Raw genomic sequence first — 16,030 nt, 5'->3', positions numbered from 1 at the left:
CTCAGAAAGAAAAAGTGTCGAATACGTCTGTGGAGTTCTCTGCCAGATCCTGAGCCTGTCGGCGTTCCAGTTCCTGCGCATTCCACAACTCAAAATGGGTGGCCATACCCAGCAACATGGCGTCGCGCTCCAGACCAACTGCCGCGCGCAGTTCGGGAGCGATCAATATCCGACCAGCGGAGTCCAGATCAACGTCCTGAGCACTGCCCAGCAGCAGGCGTTGCAAGAAACGGGCACTCATGGGAAAGCGGGCAATCTGTTCGCGCTTTTCTTCCCACACACTGCGCGGATACACCAGCAAACAGCCGTCGGGATGGCGAGTGAGGGTCAGGCGGCCTTGTTCCTGCTGCAAAAGCGCGTCACGGTGCCGGGTCGGAATAGACATCCGCCCCTTTGCATCCAGTGTGAGTGCGCTGCTGCCTTGGAACACTTTTTCCCCCCACTTTTTTACACTATTTCCTACTTTTCCCCACTCTACGGGGGAAAGCCTTTGCGGTCAAGGCAGTGGTTGCAATTTTTTCAATCACAACAAGCACTTAGCGCACTATCCAAGAAGTGGCTAAAAAAAAATACTGAGTGAAATCAAGAAATTGCAGGGCGCATTAAAAGTGAATTGTTATAAAAACGCGCACGAGCGACTCTTGCCAAGGATTCATCGTCCTTAACAATTGCTTTCAAATGTGCGAAATCGGAGCAATTGGCAGCGCAGGCCGTAAGAAGTGTGAGACAGGCCTATAGGCCGGATTCTGTATGCCAGCGGGATTCCACTGGCCGGCAATCATTCCTCTGGACCGACCATTGCTGGCCGGTTCTAGCTACCTACCCGCATACTGAGACGAGCCGCCTCTCGGGCTAAAAGCCTGCGTATGCCTATTTGGTATTGCTCCGGGTAGAGGTTACCGCGTTTCACCCCACAGCACTTTGCACCGGAGTGCAAGAAAACACGGAAGTCGCCGTATCTGTGCCTGCTTGCGCAAGCCCTTGCTGTGGTCTCGTCTCTGTGGCCCTGTTCCTCGGCTCATCTGGCGTGGCGCCACACTTGCCGGACGGCTGTTAGCCGCTACCCTGCTCTATGGAGTCCGGACCTTCCTCGATGCTTGCGCACCGCGACTGCCCAGCCTGCCTCACAGATGCATTGTAACCTGCGACAATAGAGAAATTCGCAGGACGCGCTGTTTTATCTGGAGTCTTATGTCCACCAATCTGATTTCCCTGACCGATGCCCAGCTGGCATTCGGCCACCATGCTTTGCTGGACCACGCCGATCTGGTCATTCAAAGCAACGAACGTATCGGCCTGATCGGACGCAATGGTGCTGGCAAATCATCGCTGTTGAAAATTCTGGACCAACGTCAGGCTCCCGATGATGGGCAAGTCAAACGCCTGGGCGGTTTGATAGTGGCAACAGTCGAGCAAGAGCCCGAGCTGGACCCCACTCTCAGCATTTACGATTTACTGTGCGGCGATTTCACCGAAACCGAGGACTGGCAACGCCCGGCGCGTGTCAACGCCCTGATCGACAAGCTGGGCTTGAACCCGGATGCGCTCGCCGGCAGCCTGTCGGGCGGGCAGCGCAAACGCGTGGCCCTGGCCAATGCTTTGGTCAATGAACCCGATCTGCTCTTGCTGGACGAACCCACCAACCATCTGGACTTTGACGGCATTCTTTGGCTGGAACAACTGCTGCTGGACTTTCGCGGCAGCGCCGTCATCATTACCCACGATCGTCGTTTTCTGGACGTGGTGGCGACACGTATTGTCGAACTGGATCGTGGCAAGCTGTTTAGCTTTCCCGGTAACTTCAGCCAATGGCAGGAACGCAAGGCCGAGTACCTGGAAGCAGAAAAGCAACAAAATGCCAAGTTCGACAAATTTCTGGCTCAGGAAGAAGTCTGGATACGCAAAGGTGTGCAAGCACGCCGCACCCGCGACGAAGGCCGGGTACGACGCCTGGAGCAACTGCGTCGCGACCGGGCCGAGCGACGTGAGCGCTCGGGAGACGTCAAGTTCGCCATATCTGAAGGCCAGCGCTCGGGCAAGCTGGTTGCCGAGTTGCAGGACGTCACACACGGCTACGATGACCGCATCCTGATCAAGAACTTCTCGACCGTACTGATGCGCGGTGACCGCATAGGCCTGATCGGCCACAATGGCGCGGGAAAAACCACCTTGCTACGCATCATGCTGGGGCTGCAAGAGCCCAATTCGGGCACCGTGCGCCACGGCACCAAGCTCAATATCGGCTATTTCGATCAGATGCGCAGCAACCTGGACGAAAATGCCACGCTAGCCGATACCATCAGCCCAGGCAGTGAATGGGTGGAAATCGGCAATCAGCGCAAGCACATCATGAGCTATCTGGAAGATTTCCTGTTCCCGGCTGCCCGCGCGCACTCCCCCGTGCGCAGCCTGTCCGGTGGCGAGCGCGCCCGCCTGGCTTTGGCCCGCATGTTTGCCCAGCCTACTAATGTATTAGTACTGGACGAACCGACCAACGATCTGGATATCGAAACCCTGGAGCTGCTGGAAGACCTGATTCAGGATTACACGGGCACCGTGCTGCTGGTCAGCCACGACCGTACCTTTCTGGACAACGTGGTCACCCAGGTGATTGCGGCCGAAGGCGACGGCCATTGGGGCGAGTATGTGGGTGGTTACGACGAGTGGCTGGCACAACGTCCGCAAGCCAAAGCCGAAACACCCGCAGCCAGCGCGTCAACTCCCGCCGCTGCAGAAAAGCCTGCTGCTGAGCGCAACAACAAGGCTAACAAGCCTGGCCGTCTGGCCCCATGGGAAGAAAAGGAACTGGAAGCTTTGCCCGAGAAGATTGCGGCTATAGAAAGCCAGCAAGCCGAACTAGCGGAGCAACTGAGCGCACCGGATCTGTATAAAGATGGCTCTGCCCGAGCCGACGAGATCAACCAGCAACTGGATCAGCTCAACACTGACCTGGAGCAGTTATTTGAGCGTTGGGAAAAGCTGGAAGAAAAGCGCTTGGCCAGCTAAAGGGAGACAGTGGAATCAGGGATTCAGCCCGGTAAAACCGAACTGATCTTCTGGTTCCTCCTCAACCCGGGCAATGCGCTGACAGTCGACCATGATCGGTTCAAGTACCGTGCAACAACACGGCAGAACCTCGCCTGGGCCGACATACGCCAAGGGCTGCTCTTTATAAGCAACCTTTCCATACACAAGAGGAATACGGCAGGAGCCGCAATAGCCGCTCCTGCATTGGTACTCAACCTGATGGCCGGTTCGTTCCAAACCTTCCAACAAAGTTTCGCCGTCCCGCAACTGAAAGTCATGATCAGTTGTCCGGACTTGACTCATAACTCGATACCGTCGAAATCGCCAGCCGACACGGCCGAATCGATCTGGCCGACCAGGTACGAGCTCAATTCCACCTCTTGAGGTGCCACCTGCACGGTGTCCGAGGACAGCCAGGTGTTGATCCATGGAATGGGGTTGTGCTTGACGGACTCAAACGCAGGCTTCAGGCCCACTGCACCCATGCGGATATTGGTGATGTACTCCACGTACTGCCCCAAAATATCCTTGTTCAGGCCAATCATGGAGCCGTCGCGAAACAGATAGTCCGCCCACTGCTTCTCTTGCTCGGCCGCATCCTTGAACATGGCAAAGCAAACTGGCTCCAGCTCACGGGCGATCTGCGCAAACTCAGGATCATCACTGCCCGAACGCATGATATTGATGATGTGCTGTGTACCTGTCAGGTGCAGCGCTTCATCACGCGCAATCAGACGAATAATCTTGGCATTGCCTTCCATCAGCTTGCGCTCGGCAAAAGCAAATGAGCAGGCAAAGCTGACGTAAAAACGGATGGCCTCAAGAATATTGACGCTCATCATGCACAGATACAGCTTCTTCTTCAGCTCGTAAACGCTCAGCTTGCGGGTTTGACCGTTGATCTGGTGTTCACCCTCACCCAACTGGGCATACAGCATGGTGTCGCTGATCAAATCGTCGTAATACGAGGAAATATCGGCGGCACGCAGCTGAATGTTCTCGTTGCGCACGATGTCATCAAAAATAACAGACGGGTCATTGGCAATATTGCGAATGATGTGCGTGTACGAGCGCGAGTGGATGGTCTCGGAAAAAGCCCAGGTTTCAATCCAGGTTTCCAGCTCAGGAATCGAGACCAGCGGCAGAAACGCCACGTTGGGGCTGCGGCCCTGGATGGAGTCCAGCAAGGTCTGGTACTTCAGATTGCTGATGAAAATGTGCTTTTCGTGGTCGGGCAGGTTCTGGTAGTCGATCCGGTCCTGAGTGATGTCCACTTCCTCTGGACGCCAGAAGAAGGACAGCTGTTTCTCAATCAGCTTTTCAAAAATCGGATACTTTTGCTGGTCGTAGCGAGCCACGTTCACCGGCTGCCCAAAGAACATGGGTTCCTTGAGCTGATCGTTATCCGTTTTCGAAAAAGTACTATAGGTAGTCATGATGCTCTTTACCCTTGCTTAGATCTTGCACGCACCACCTGCGCAACCGTCGTCCTCGACTTCGCCATGCGAATCATCGGCACCGTCGCGCGTGTTGTGGTAGTACAAGGTCTTCACACCATATTTGTAGGCCAGCAGCAAGTCCTTGAGCAGTTGCTTCATCGGCACACGGCCACCCTCGAACCGCTGTGGGTCATAGTTGGTGTTCGCAGAGATCGACTGGTCGACAAACTTCTGCATCACGCCAACCAACTTCAGATAGTCCTCGTTACCGGGCATTTGCCACAGCAACTCATACTGATCCTTATATTTTTCAAACTCGGGCACGACCTGGCGCAAGATCCCGTCCTTGGACTGCTTGACCGAGACCAGACCACGTGGAGGCTCAATACCGTTGGTGGCATTGGCAATCTGGCTGGAAGTTTCCGACGGCATCAAGGCGGTCAGGGTCGAGTTGCGCAGGCCATGCTTGACGATGTCCGCACGCAAGGCTTCCCAATCCAAGTGCAGCGGCTCGTTGCAGATACCATCCACATCTTTCTTGTAGGTATCGGTTGGCAGCAAACCGGCGGCGTACGTCGTTTCATCAAAGGCCGCGCAAGGACCATACTCACGCGACAACTGTACCGAAGCCTTCAACAGGTAGTACTGGATGGCTTCGAAAGTGCGATGGGTCAGACCCAGCGCGGCGGGATCAGAATAGCGAGTCCCGTTCTTGGCCAGGTAGTAGGCGTAGTTGATCACGCCAACTCCCAGGGAGCGGCGCTTGTTGGTCGCATTGAGGGCTGCCTTGACCGGGTAATCCTGGTAGTCCAGCAGCGCATCGAGCGCGCGCACGATCAGCTCGGACAGACCATCGAGCTCGTCCAGCGACTCCAGGGCGCCCAGGTTAAACGCAGACAGGGTACACAGCGCGATCTCACCCTCGGGATCGTTCAGATCGTTCAAGGGCTTGGTCGGCAGCGCGATTTCCATGCACAGGTTGGACTGGCGCACCGGTGCGCGATCTGCCTGGAACGGGCTGTGGGTATTGCAGTGGTCTACGTTCTGAATGTAGATGCGGCCGGTGCTGGCCCGCTCTTGCATCAGCAGGGAGAACAACTCGATGGCCGGTAAACTGCGCTTACGGATGGCGGGGTCCTGCTCGTACTTTTCGTACAGACGCTCGAACTCGTCCTGATCGGCAAAAAAGGCGTCATACAGCCCGGGAACATCATGAGGCGAGAACAGCGTAATGTGGCTGCCCTTGATCAGGCGCTGATACAGCAGACGGTTGATCTGCACGCCGTAATCCAGATGGCGGATGCGATTTTCTTCCACACCCCGGTTGTTCTTCAGGACCAGCAGGGTTTCCACTTCCAGGTGCCACATGGGGTAGAACAAGGTTGCCGCGCCACCACGCACGCCGCCCTGCGAGCAGGACTTCACGGCAGCCTGGAACATTTTGAAGAAAGGCAGGCAGCCCGTGTGCTGGGCTTCGCCCCCCCGAATCTCACTGCCTACGGCACGAATGCGGCCGCCGTTGATACCAATGCCGGCACGCTGGGAAACGTAGCGCACAATGGCGCTGGTCGTGGCATTGATGCTGTCCAGACTGTCATCACACTCGATCAGCACGCAGGAGCTGAACTGACGGGTGGGGGTGCGCACCCCCGCCATAATGGGCGTGGGCAGGGAAATTTTGAACTGCGATACCGCATCGTAAAAACGCTTGATATAGCTCAGGCGGGTTTCAGCGGGATAGCGGGCAAACAGGCACATGGCCACCAGCATGTAAAGAAACTGGGGGCTTTCGTAGATGCGCTTGGTCACGCGGTTCTGGATCAGGTACTTGCCTTCCAGTTGCTTGACGGCACCGTACGAGAAATTCATGTCACGCCAGTGATCCAGATGAGCGTCCAGCTCGTCGAATTCGGCGCGCGTGTAATCTTGCAGCAGATGCGGATCGTAGCGACCTTCCTTGGTTTGAAGGGTGACGTGATCAAACAGGCTTGGTGGCTCGAACTGGCCAAAAGCGATCTTGCGCAGGTGAAAGATCGCCAGGCGCGCAGCCAGGTACTGATAGTCGGGTGTTTCTTCAGAAATCAGATCCGCAGCCGACTTGATGATGGTTTCGTGGATATCGCTGGTGCGAATACCATTGTAGAACTGGATATGGGAACGCAGTTCCACTTGAGAGACTGACACATTGTTCAAACCTTCAGCGGCCCAATCAACCACCCGGTGAATCTTGTCGAGGTTAATAGGTTCGGTACGGCCATCTCGCTTGGTGACCATTAACTGTTCGGTTGATTGCATTTCAGTCTCGGAAATCGATGGTGAGTGACGCAAGACGCGGCTTTTGCAGCCGCCAGCGTCATGTGATGCACACCATATATAGTGTGATATTGCCGCCATTCTACTACATATAGCGGATTGAGCGAATAGTGGTTTTATCATCGCACGGCAGATTTTGGGGCAGGAACATGCAACCAAACTTTGCGCGATTAACAAATTTTACTGCGTTTGGAACTCTTGGACGCAGCGCAGCAAGGCCTCGCCATAGGCCTCTCTTTTGCGCACCCCGATGCCTGTAATCGGCTCCAGATCAGCTTCTGAGCCTGGGCAGCGGATCGCCACCTCTCGCAAGGTCGCATCGTGGAAAATAACGTAAGCCGGCACCCCATGCTCGCGCGCGATGGCAGCCCGCCAGGTACGCAAAGCCTCGAAACGCCTTTGTTGATCCGGGTCCAGCGCCGGACCGGCAGGTGCCTGGCCCTTGACTCGATGCGCCGCCGGTCCCCGTGTTACGGTTTCGCGCCGCAGCATCAGGGTGCGTTCCCCCTTGAGCACCTCGCGGCTGGCTTCGGTCAGCAGCAAAGTGCCATAACCTTCCGGATCAACCGTGACCAGACTGTGGGCCAGCAGCTGACGCAACACGCCTCGCCAGGCCTGATCGGTCAGGTCTTTGCCCACCCCGAAGACCGTCAGCTTGTCATGCTCGTGCTCCTTGACCCGATCGGTCAGCTTGCCCAGCAAAATATCGATCAAATGCCCTGCGCCGAAACGCTGACCTCGCTCGCGCCACAGCCTGTAGATCGTGGACAACATTTTCTGAGCCGCCACGGTGCCGTCCCAGGCCTGCGGCGCTTCCAGGCATGTGTCGCAATTGCCGCAAGGCTCGATGTGCTGATCAAAATAAGCCAGTAAGCGCTGGCGGCGGCAGGAAATGGTTTCGCACAGACCGAGCATGGCATCGAGCGCCTGCCCTTGCTGGCGGCGGTGGGCTGCATCGCCCTGTGACTGGTTGATCATGCGATGCAGTTGCACCACGTCTTGCAGGCCATACGCCAGCCAGGCGGTTGCCGCTTCCCCATCGCGCCCTGCCCGCCCGGTTTCCTGGTAATACCCTTCCACCGATTTGGGCAGATCAATATGGGCCACGAAGCGCACATCGGGTTTATTGACACCCATCCCGAATGCAATGGTCGCCACCATGACGACCCCTTCCTCACGCAGAAAGCGAGCCTGGTTGATAGCCCGTTGCTGCGCATCCAGCCCGGCATGATAGGGCAAGGCATGGATACCGTTTTTACACAGAAATTCCGCCGTATCTTCCACCCGTGAGCGCGACAGACAGTACACAATGCCTGCGTCTCCTGCGTGCTCTTCCTGGATAAAGCTTAAAAGCTGTTTGCGCACCTCGTTTTTTTCAATGATGCGATAACAGATATTGGGGCGATCAAAACTGGCGACAAAATGCCGTGCCTGTTCCAGCTTCAGGCGCTGGGCAATCTCCACCCGTGTCAACTGGGTAGCCGTCGCGGTCAAGGCAACGCGCGGCACGCCAGGCCAACGCTGGGCCAGCAAATCCAGTCCCAGGTACTCGGGGCGAAAGTCGTGCCCCCACTGGGACACGCAGTGGGCCTCATCAATGGCAAACAGGGAAATCTGGCCCCGAGCCAGCAAGTCCAAACAACGATCGGTGAGCAGGCGCTCTGGCGCCACATACAATAGATCCAGCTGCCCGGTCAGGAACTCGCGCTCGACCTCACGGGCAGTCTGCCAATCCTGGGTGGAATTCAGATAGGCGGCATTCACACCGAGTTCAGTGAGCGCATCCACCTGATCCTGCATCAGCGCAATCAGTGGAGAGACAACCACGCCAGTGCCGGGGCGCACCAAGGCGGGGATCTGATAGCACAAGGACTTGCCGCCACCGGTAGGCATCAGGACCAGGGCATCACCGCCCTGGATCAGGGTCTCGATAATCTCGTGCTGAGAACCACGAAAACTGTCATAACCAAAAACTTCCTGAAGAACCTCAAGTGCTGACTGGGCCATGCCGCCTGCTTAAAAAATCGGAATAGAAAAACGCAGCGCGATGTTCGACTGACGACTTTCCAGATGACGGCGGGCCTGCAAACCCACCCTAAGGTGGGGACTGTACCAGAACTGCTGCGTGACCCCAAGGTAGCGATTCTCCCCACCGGCTACGACCTGCTGTACCTCGTACTGGGTCTTGACCTCGCCCCAGCCGCGCAAGGGCACGGACAGGCCCAGCATTTGCCGACTACTGGCCGCCGCCACCTTCATGCCTTGATAACGACTCAAATCCAGAAAGTTATCCTGGTAGCGCTCACCCTGCCATTGCAGGTGCAAATCGCCCAGCACGTCCAAACCATAGGCCGCTTGATAGCGCCAGCCCTGCCCTACCGAATGGGAGGCCTTGGCGACACTGGCCTGCCACACCCCAAAATCCGGCGAGCGATAGGTCGCCCCCAAACCTGTCAGGCCGAAATCTCGCGCGCTTTCCATTTGGGTGTCAAGACTGGTTCGGCTGGTCAGATCAGTACTGACCATGAGACTGCTGGCCGAAGACCCATACACAAGATCGCCATTATCCTGCTTGCCGCTCATATCCAGCGCACCGATCGCCAGCGCGTAGCGCCAGGGCCCCGCGGGGCCCTGCTCGAACTGCTGGCTGATATTGACACCACCCAGCTCCACGGGTCGCGCCCAGTCCGGAGCCGTCACCGTATCATTGCCCAGCGTCAGCTGCAGGCCCTCTCCATTCACATAACGCCAATTGCGCTCGCCAAACTGCCAGACCTGATCCGGCGCACTGCTTAGCCAGCGTGCGCTCCAGATGGGCGAGGACTGCTGGCTATATTGAATGGACCGGGCCAGACTGGCGGTCTGGGAGCCGCTCAGGCTGAAGTCGGCAAAAGAAAAATCCATGGACGAGGCAGGACTGAGCAGATCCTGGTCGCCCTGACGATGCCATAGGGAGGCATCAAAAAACGGCTCCACGGGCGGAAGCTCCTGAGCCTGAATCGCCGGCGCATCGTCCACCCCGTACACACGGGTTGCGGACAGATTTTCCAGCCCGACACGAGCTTGCGCCGTGGCCAATGGAACAGCGAACAGCATGGCAAGACCAACAACCAGCCCGCCTGCCAAACCTCGCTGGCAAGCTTTTATACGCATGATGAATGTCACAAAAAGAGTTTAGCGCCGGGCATCCAACATCACTTCGCCGCTCGCATCCAGCGAGCGTTTGATGGCAGAGTACTTTTCCAGCACAGCAGATTTATAGACTACACCAATCAGCCGTCCCGAGCCGTCACCATTCAATACAGGCAAGCGCTCTCCAGCAAAGTTCACAAAGTGCTCCTGAGCCTCGTCCAGACTCATATTCGGGTACAGCGTCTTGACGAAATCCATACGCAAAATATCACCGACCACGCGATCCTGCGCAGCGTTGTCGTCCAGCAACATCCGGGTCAGGTCAGGCTGTGCAATCACCCCTTGATAAACCTGCTCCTCGTTGACCACGTACAAATAACGCACCGGGTAATCGAGAAACATCTGCAAGGCATCACGCATCTGGGTCGTGGTGCTGACCACGGTATCGGCCGGACGTACCAGCTCAGCCAGGGTGGTATGACGCAGTTTGTGCCGCAGCAGGGCATCTCGTTCGCGCACCAGCGTCACTTCATACATGGCCACCTCAGCCACGCCGCGCGACACAAAATAGGCCATGACACAAGCCACAATCAAGGGCAGCACCAACTGATAGCTCAGCGTCATTTCAAACAGCATCAGAATGGCCATGAACGGGGCACTGGTTGCTGCGCCCAGAAATGCACCCATTCCCACCAGGGTGAAGAGGTACAAAGGCAAGTCCAGACCGGGCAATACCAGCAAGATCACCTGCCCGAACAAAGTGCCAAAGGCGGCCCCTACAAAGATGGCGGGTGTAAAGACCCCGCCCACCGCCCCGGAGCCGACGGTCAGCCCCGTCGCCAGCACCTTGAACACCAGGATAAGCAAAACGCTATACCAGGCCCAGTCGGTGTGCAGCATGGAGGACACGACGCTGAAACCGTTGCCAGCCACGCGCGGTATGGCTATTAGCAAGAACCCCAGCAACAGACCGCCCAGGGCCAGGCGTAGCGGCAAACCCAGCCCAGTACGTTTGAAGAGCGTGCGAAACAGATTCAGCAGCTTCAGGAAGGCCGGGGCTGCCAGACCGATCAATACGCCCAGCAGCAGAAACGGCAGGATGTCCCAGCCTGCCACTGCCTGCACATTCACCATTTCATACGGAGCATGGTAACCACCGAGCATGCGCATGGTCAGGTGGGCACTGACGGCTGCCATCAGTAACGGACCAAAACTGCTCATGGTCATGGTACCCAGCACAATCTCGGCCACAAATACCGCCCCGGCAATCGGCGCACCATACGCAGCGGCCACACCGGCCGCCGCGCCACAGGCCACCAGCAAGCGCAGGCGAGCCTCGCTGAACAGGGTGAAACGACCAATGGCTGACGCGGACAAGGACGCCAAATGCACCATGGCCCCTTCCCGACCAATCGAGCCGCCCGACGCGACCGTCATCAGGGAGGACAGGGAGCGCAGCAAACCCTGCCGGATCGACAAGCGACCATCGCCAATGGCTACTGCTTCCATATAGTCCGAATTACTGCCCGAGGGCAGCCGTCCGGCCAGCCACAGCAACACGCCTGCACAAAGGCCACCCACCGTGGGAAAGAGCAGGCGCATGTACCAGCTCAAACTTTCGGTCACGGCCACGATGCCGCCATGCTGTCCGGCAACCACTTGCTGAACGAAGCGCATACCCTGATGGAAGGCCAAAGTGGCCAAGGCTCCCAGAATACCGGCCAGAACCGCCCAGGCCAGCATGGCAGGCATGTCGGACAACCACTTGAATCCCTGCAAACGCTTGCGCATCGACAGTACAGAATGGGCAATCATAAAAAAGGTCAGCCTTTAAAGCTGGGCGGCAAAGGCGGGCGGGACAAACCAAACATGCGCCAGTACACCCACACGTTGAATATCAACACAATGGGCAGGGCAATCACAATGGCCGACAGGATCAGACCCAGTGCCGGAACTCCAGCAGCAGCATCCCAAATGGTCATCTCGTCCAGGATCAGATAAGGAAAAAAGCTGAACGCCAGGCCCGCCATGACGCAGACCATCACGAACAAGGTCAGCAAGAAAGGCAAGGCAGTGGTGCGATAGCTGCTGTTAATCATGCGCTGCAAGCTCATTTCAATCGACACAAAGCAGCTCAGAATCAGCGCCCACAAGAACAGCACCAGGCCCCAGTATGGGCCATCGCTCCATTTGAGCAGCACGCCGGCATTCACAAAGGCCAGCACCACGGACACTCCGACGGCGCCCGCGGCGAACCAGCGCACGGAACGGCGCCCCCAGTTCACGGCACGCGCGCGTAGCTCACCGGCCTCGCGCATGATCAGCCAGCTCGCCCCCAACAGGCAGTAGGCGGCAATGGCGCAAAACCCCATAAAGACGGAGAACCAGATGTAGCCCGCATCGCTTTGAAAGCCCACTACAACCTGGGCCAGCAGGACGCCATGGGAAAAAGCTGTCAGCCAAGAGCCCAGCGCAAACCCCATTTGCCAACGAGACTGGCGCTCTACCGGGGCGCGCAGCCGGAACTCGAAAGACACGGAGCGGGCAAATACGCCCACGCCCAGAGCACACAGCGGTCCATACAATCCGCCCATTACCGCTCCCCAGGCTTTGGGGAAGGCACAGACAAACAGGCCCAGACCCAGAAACAACCAAAACTCGTTCGCATCGCGCCAAGGGCTGAGCAAAGACAGCATGCGGGGACGCAAGGAGTCCGGTGCCAGCAAGGACAGGCACCCCACCCCGATATCGAACCCATCCAGAACCGTACCGGCTACGATGATCAAAAAGAACAGGGCTAAAAACGCCAGCGGCATCCAGAACGCAGGGTCATGCGCCCCTAGCCCCAGCGCATTTGCAAAGGAATCAATCATGCCCGCCCCCGATGACGTGCAATCGGCACCACGCCAAACCGAACGGCATGTCGCAACTTCTGGAAAAATCCAATCATGCACAGGATGTAGACCGCGCCATACGCCAGTAAGCCCAGGGCTACCGTCAGAACATTTTCACTGCTCTGCACCTGCACCGCCTGAATATCCGTGCCCACCAGATAGGGAAGGAAACCGAGCAAAAGGTAAGCAGCGCCGGCGAGCAACATGACCCAGCCCAGTACCGACGAGACCACCATCACCTGACGCTCTCGATAAGACAGCGAGTGCGGGTCCAGCCCATAGCGCCGAGTACGCAGCAAGACCCACAGCAATACCCCCAGCATCAGGGCTCCTGCCAGCACAGCCAAACGAAAGGACCAGAATGTCAAGGTGACAGGCGGCATGGCCTCGGAAAACTGATCCAGCCCCATCAAAATACCGCTGTCATTGCGTCCCAGCCAGCGCCCACCGGCATGAGTCCAGCGCAGTACGCCCAGTACGCTGTCCTGCATGGCTGAAGGCGCCGCGATCAAAATCAGGTCCGGCTGCGAACCACTTTCCCAATATGCGGCCGCCGCCGCCGCTTTGGCAGGCTGATACTGAGCCGTCATGAATCCATTGCCCACCACAGAACACAACAGCCCAAGCCAGGCCGCCACGCCTAAAAACAGGGCGCTGCGAAATGCCAGACGTTCCTGGTCAGTGACCGGCTTTTGCATGGTCTGGGCACAAGTCACACCCAGCATGAAAAAGGCAACCGTCAGCAAGCTGCCTGCCAGCAAGAGACCGGCGTACCAGGGCAAGGCAGGCGTGCTGAGCACATCAAGCCAATCCATCACCACGTAATGACCGTCGATCACGTCCACCCCCGTGGGCACCTGCATCCACGCCACGATCGCCAGCAGCCAGAACGCCGTCACCGTGACGCCCAACGCCACCATCAGCACAACCAGCGTGTGAACCAGATTGGAGAGCATGCGCTGCGCAAACAGCATCACGCCCAGAAAGCAGGATTTGAAGATAAACAGGGACAGCATGGAAGCGGCCAGCATCGGGCCAATCACATCGCCTACCTGTTCCATCAGCCCCGGCCAGACACTGCCGAACTGAATCAGCACGGGCATGGAGGCGGCAAAGCTTAAAATAAACGCCAGTGCAAACAGACGCACCCAGAACCGGTAGGCTCCCATCCAGGCGCTTGCCTTACTGCCAAAGGTTCTAAGCTTGAAATACAGCAGCACCCAGGCCAATCCCAGCTCCAGGGCCAGAAACAGCAGCATGAATCCCAGGCTGAGGAAGAACTGGGCGTGGGACAAGGAAAGGGCGGAGTGCGTCATAATGAGCGCTAGTGTAGGGTGAATTGGCCTGCAAACGCCACCATACTACCCTAAGTTATTGCCGCAATTCTCAGGGCAAATACCCCTCTAAAACAAGAACGTGGCAAAATGGCCGATTAGTCCGTCGGCTTCTTTATTTCAAACGTGTATGACCTCTGACACCACTCCCGCTCCCGTCTCCAATTTTCTGCGCACGATCATCGACCAGGATCTGAGCGCTGGCCGTTACGCACAAAAATCCTGGGCCGGCCAGCCGGGCCCGGCCAGCACCCAGGAAGGGGCCGCTGTCGATGCCGCGCGCATTCGTACGCGCTTCCCCCCCGAACCCAACGGCTATTTGCACATTGGGCATGCCAAAAGCATCTGTTTGAACTTCGGACTGGCCAGCGACTACCAGGGGGCCTGCCACCTGCGTTTTGACGACACCAACCCCGAAAAAGAAGAACAGGAGTACGTGGACGCCATTATCGACATGGTCAAATGGCTGGGCTTTGACTGGACCTTCAAAAACGAAGAGAACCTGTACTTTGCCAGCGACTACTTTGATTACATGTACCAATTCGCCGAGGCACTGGTCAACGCCGGCTATGCCTACGTGGACGAGCAAAGCGCCGAGGAAATGCGTGCCAACCGGGGCACCTTGACCGAAAAGGGAGTGAACTCGCGCTGGCGCGACCGCCCCGCCGAGGAATCCATCCGGCTCTTGCGCGAGATGCGCGAGGGCAAGCATCCCGATGGCAGCATGGCCTTGCGTGCCAAGATTGACATGGGCTCGCCCAATATCAATATGCGTGACCCGGTCATGTACCGCATCCGCCACGCCGAACACCATCGCACGGGCAACAAGTGGTGCATTTACCCGATGTACAGCTGGGCTCACCCCGTGGAAGATGCGCTCGAGCGAATCACGCACAGTTTGTGCACTCTGGAATTTGAAGACCAGCGTCCGTTCTACAACTGGATTCTGGAGCGGCTGGTCGAGCTGGGCCAGTTGTCCGAACCCCTGCCCAAGCAGTACGAGTTCTCGCGGCTGAACCTGTCCTATGTGATCACCAGCAAGCGCAAACTGCGTCAGTTGGTTCAGGAAAACCATGTTTCAGGCTGGGACGACCCCCGCATGCCTACCTTGGCCGGCTTGCGTCGCCGCGGCTACAGTCCCGGAGCCATCCGTCTGTTTACGGACCGCCTGGGCGTATCCAAAGCCGCCCAGCATGTGGATTACAGTCTGCTCGAGCAAGCACTGCGCGATGATCTGGACCCGGTGGCCGATCGCAGCGTGGCGATCCTGGACCCGATCGAACTGATCATTACGAACTACCCGGAAGGGCAAACCGAGCTGTGCCATGCACCGCGCAATCCGCACAATCCGCAAGCCGGACAGCGCGAGTTCCCCTTTTCGGGTCGCCTGTACATTGAGCGCGAGGACTTCAAGGAAGAGCCGCCCAAAAAGTACTTCCGCCTGTTCCCCGGCAATACCGTGCGTCTGAAATACGGCTACGTCGTGCGCTGTACCGGCTGCGTCAAGGACGAGCAAGGCAATGTCACCCAGGTGCTGGCGGAATACCTGCCTGACACCAAAAGTGGCACCCCTGGCGCAGACTCGGTCAAGGTCAAGGGCAATATCACCTGGATCAGTGCCGAACATGCGGTGGCCGCCGAGATTCGTCTCTATGACCGCCTCTTTGCCCATCCTCAGCCCGATGCGGCCGACCAGGACTTTCTGGAGCACATCAACCCCAACTCGCTGCGCGTGATTCAGGGCTGGCTGGAGCCAGGTACCCGGGCAACGCCCGACGCCCGCTGGCAGTTTGAACGCCTGGGCTATTTTGTGGCGGATCGTGTCGACTCCACGGCCGAAAAACCCGTTCTTAACCGCACCACGACTCTGAAAGACACCTGGGTCTAAGGC

The 16,030-nt window shown here is 57.6% G+C and carries 11 protein-coding genes and 1 other RNA gene; 2 read left to right on the top strand and 10 right to left on the bottom strand.

The features are described from left to right. Position 1: 1 nt before the first annotated feature. Together mraZ and rnpB are read right to left on the bottom strand one after the other, a co-directional pair. Positions 2–430 (bottom strand): division/cell wall cluster transcriptional repressor MraZ, encoded by a 429-nt coding sequence (gene mraZ / locus RSQ48_RS03725; RefSeq protein WP_003803565.1) that lies wholly within the window; start codon positions 428–430, stop codon positions 2–4. Between the two features lie 289 nt (positions 431–719). Further along, positions 720–1,126: RNase P RNA component class A (gene rnpB / locus RSQ48_RS03720), an RNA gene on the bottom strand. Between the two features lie 65 nt (positions 1,127–1,191). On the opposite strand from rnpB, the gene RSQ48_RS03715 reads away from it, so the two are divergent. Further along, entirely contained in the window at positions 1,192–3,006 is a 1,815-nt protein-coding gene (locus tag RSQ48_RS03715; RefSeq protein ID WP_415302172.1) for an ATP-binding cassette domain-containing protein, read from the top strand. Positions 3,007–3,021: 15 nt separating this feature from the next. On the opposite strand, the gene yfaE is transcribed toward RSQ48_RS03715, so the two are convergent. The 8 genes from yfaE to RSQ48_RS03675 form a co-directional block, all read right to left on the bottom strand. Next, positions 3,022–3,330 carry a class I ribonucleotide reductase maintenance protein YfaE gene (gene yfaE, locus RSQ48_RS03710; protein ID WP_003803568.1) on the bottom strand — a complete coding sequence of 103 codons (309 nt, stop codon included), beginning with the start codon at positions 3,328–3,330 and terminating at the stop codon, positions 3,022–3,024. Continuing rightward, positions 3,327–4,463: a class Ia ribonucleoside-diphosphate reductase subunit beta gene (gene nrdB, locus RSQ48_RS03705; RefSeq protein ID WP_003803570.1), complete on the bottom strand. Its 1,137-nt coding sequence runs from the start codon at positions 4,461–4,463 to the stop codon at positions 3,327–3,329. The genes yfaE and nrdB overlap by 4 nt, the downstream gene beginning before the upstream one ends. Positions 4,464–4,481: 18 nt before the next feature. Further along, complete coding sequence (gene nrdA / locus RSQ48_RS03700; protein WP_003803571.1) at positions 4,482–6,761, bottom strand: class 1a ribonucleoside-diphosphate reductase subunit alpha; 2,280 nt, start codon at positions 6,759–6,761, stop codon at positions 4,482–4,484. 198 nt (positions 6,762–6,959) lie between these two features. Next, positions 6,960–8,786 (bottom strand): DNA helicase RecQ, encoded by a 1,827-nt coding sequence (recQ, locus tag RSQ48_RS03695; RefSeq protein WP_003803573.1) that lies wholly within the window; start codon positions 8,784–8,786, stop codon positions 6,960–6,962. A 9-nt stretch (positions 8,787–8,795) separates the two neighbouring features. Continuing rightward, positions 8,796–9,932, bottom strand: coding sequence for a hypothetical protein (locus RSQ48_RS03690; protein ID WP_415302171.1), 1,137 nt, complete (start codon positions 9,930–9,932; stop codon positions 8,796–8,798). Positions 9,933–9,953: 21 nt separating this feature from the next. Beyond that, complete coding sequence (locus tag RSQ48_RS03685; RefSeq protein WP_003803577.1) at positions 9,954–11,726, bottom strand: ClcB-like voltage-gated chloride channel protein; 1,773 nt, start codon at positions 11,724–11,726, stop codon at positions 9,954–9,956. Positions 11,727–11,734: 8 nt separating this feature from the next. Then, on the bottom strand, positions 11,735–12,784 hold the full coding sequence (locus RSQ48_RS03680; RefSeq protein WP_003803579.1) for a cytochrome d ubiquinol oxidase subunit II: 1,050 nt from the start codon (positions 12,782–12,784) through the stop codon (positions 11,735–11,737). Further along, positions 12,781–14,121, bottom strand: coding sequence for a cytochrome ubiquinol oxidase subunit I (locus RSQ48_RS03675; protein WP_039943741.1), 1,341 nt, complete (start codon positions 14,119–14,121; stop codon positions 12,781–12,783). The genes RSQ48_RS03680 and RSQ48_RS03675 overlap by 4 nt, the downstream gene beginning before the upstream one ends. A gap of 148 nt (positions 14,122–14,269) precedes the next feature. Between RSQ48_RS03675 and RSQ48_RS03670 the strand changes: the two genes are divergently transcribed. Beyond that, entirely contained in the window at positions 14,270–16,027 is a 1,758-nt protein-coding gene (locus RSQ48_RS03670; RefSeq protein ID WP_415302170.1) for a glutamine--tRNA ligase/YqeY domain fusion protein, read from the top strand. Positions 16,028–16,030 lie beyond the last annotated feature (3 nt).

The sequence above is a fragment of the Alcaligenes sp. SJTW-7 genome (genome assembly GCF_047716895.1).
GTDB lineage: Bacteria > Pseudomonadota > Gammaproteobacteria > Burkholderiales > Burkholderiaceae_B > Alcaligenes > Alcaligenes ammonioxydans.
This window is presented reverse-complemented; position numbering and strand designations above follow the sequence as displayed.

Bases quoted from the DNA above. Each gene is read 5' to 3' on its own strand.
- RSQ48_RS03685 (WP_003803577.1), bottom strand. From the start codon at position 11,726: ATGATTGCCCATTCTGTACTGTCGATGCGCAAGCGTTTGCAGGGATTC.
- nrdA (WP_003803571.1), bottom strand. From the start codon at position 6,761: ATGCAATCAACCGAACAGTTAATGGTCACCAAGCGAGATGGCCGTACC.
- RSQ48_RS03675 (WP_039943741.1), bottom strand. From the start codon at position 14,121: ATGACGCACTCCGCCCTTTCCTTGTCCCACGCCCAGTTCTTCCTCAGC.
- RSQ48_RS03690 (WP_415302171.1), bottom strand. From the start codon at position 9,932: ATGCGTATAAAAGCTTGCCAGCGAGGTTTGGCAGGCGGGCTGGTTGTT.
- RSQ48_RS03670 (WP_415302170.1), top strand. From the start codon at position 14,270: ATGACCTCTGACACCACTCCCGCTCCCGTCTCCAATTTTCTGCGCACG.
- recQ (WP_003803573.1), bottom strand. From the start codon at position 8,786: ATGGCCCAGTCAGCACTTGAGGTTCTTCAGGAAGTTTTTGGTTATGAC.
- RSQ48_RS03715 (WP_415302172.1), top strand. From the start codon at position 1,192: ATGTCCACCAATCTGATTTCCCTGACCGATGCCCAGCTGGCATTCGGC.
- nrdB (WP_003803570.1), bottom strand. From the start codon at position 4,463: ATGACTACCTATAGTACTTTTTCGAAAACGGATAACGATCAGCTCAAG.
- yfaE (WP_003803568.1), bottom strand. From the start codon at position 3,330: ATGAGTCAAGTCCGGACAACTGATCATGACTTTCAGTTGCGGGACGGC.
- RSQ48_RS03680 (WP_003803579.1), bottom strand. From the start codon at position 12,784: ATGATTGATTCCTTTGCAAATGCGCTGGGGCTAGGGGCGCATGACCCT.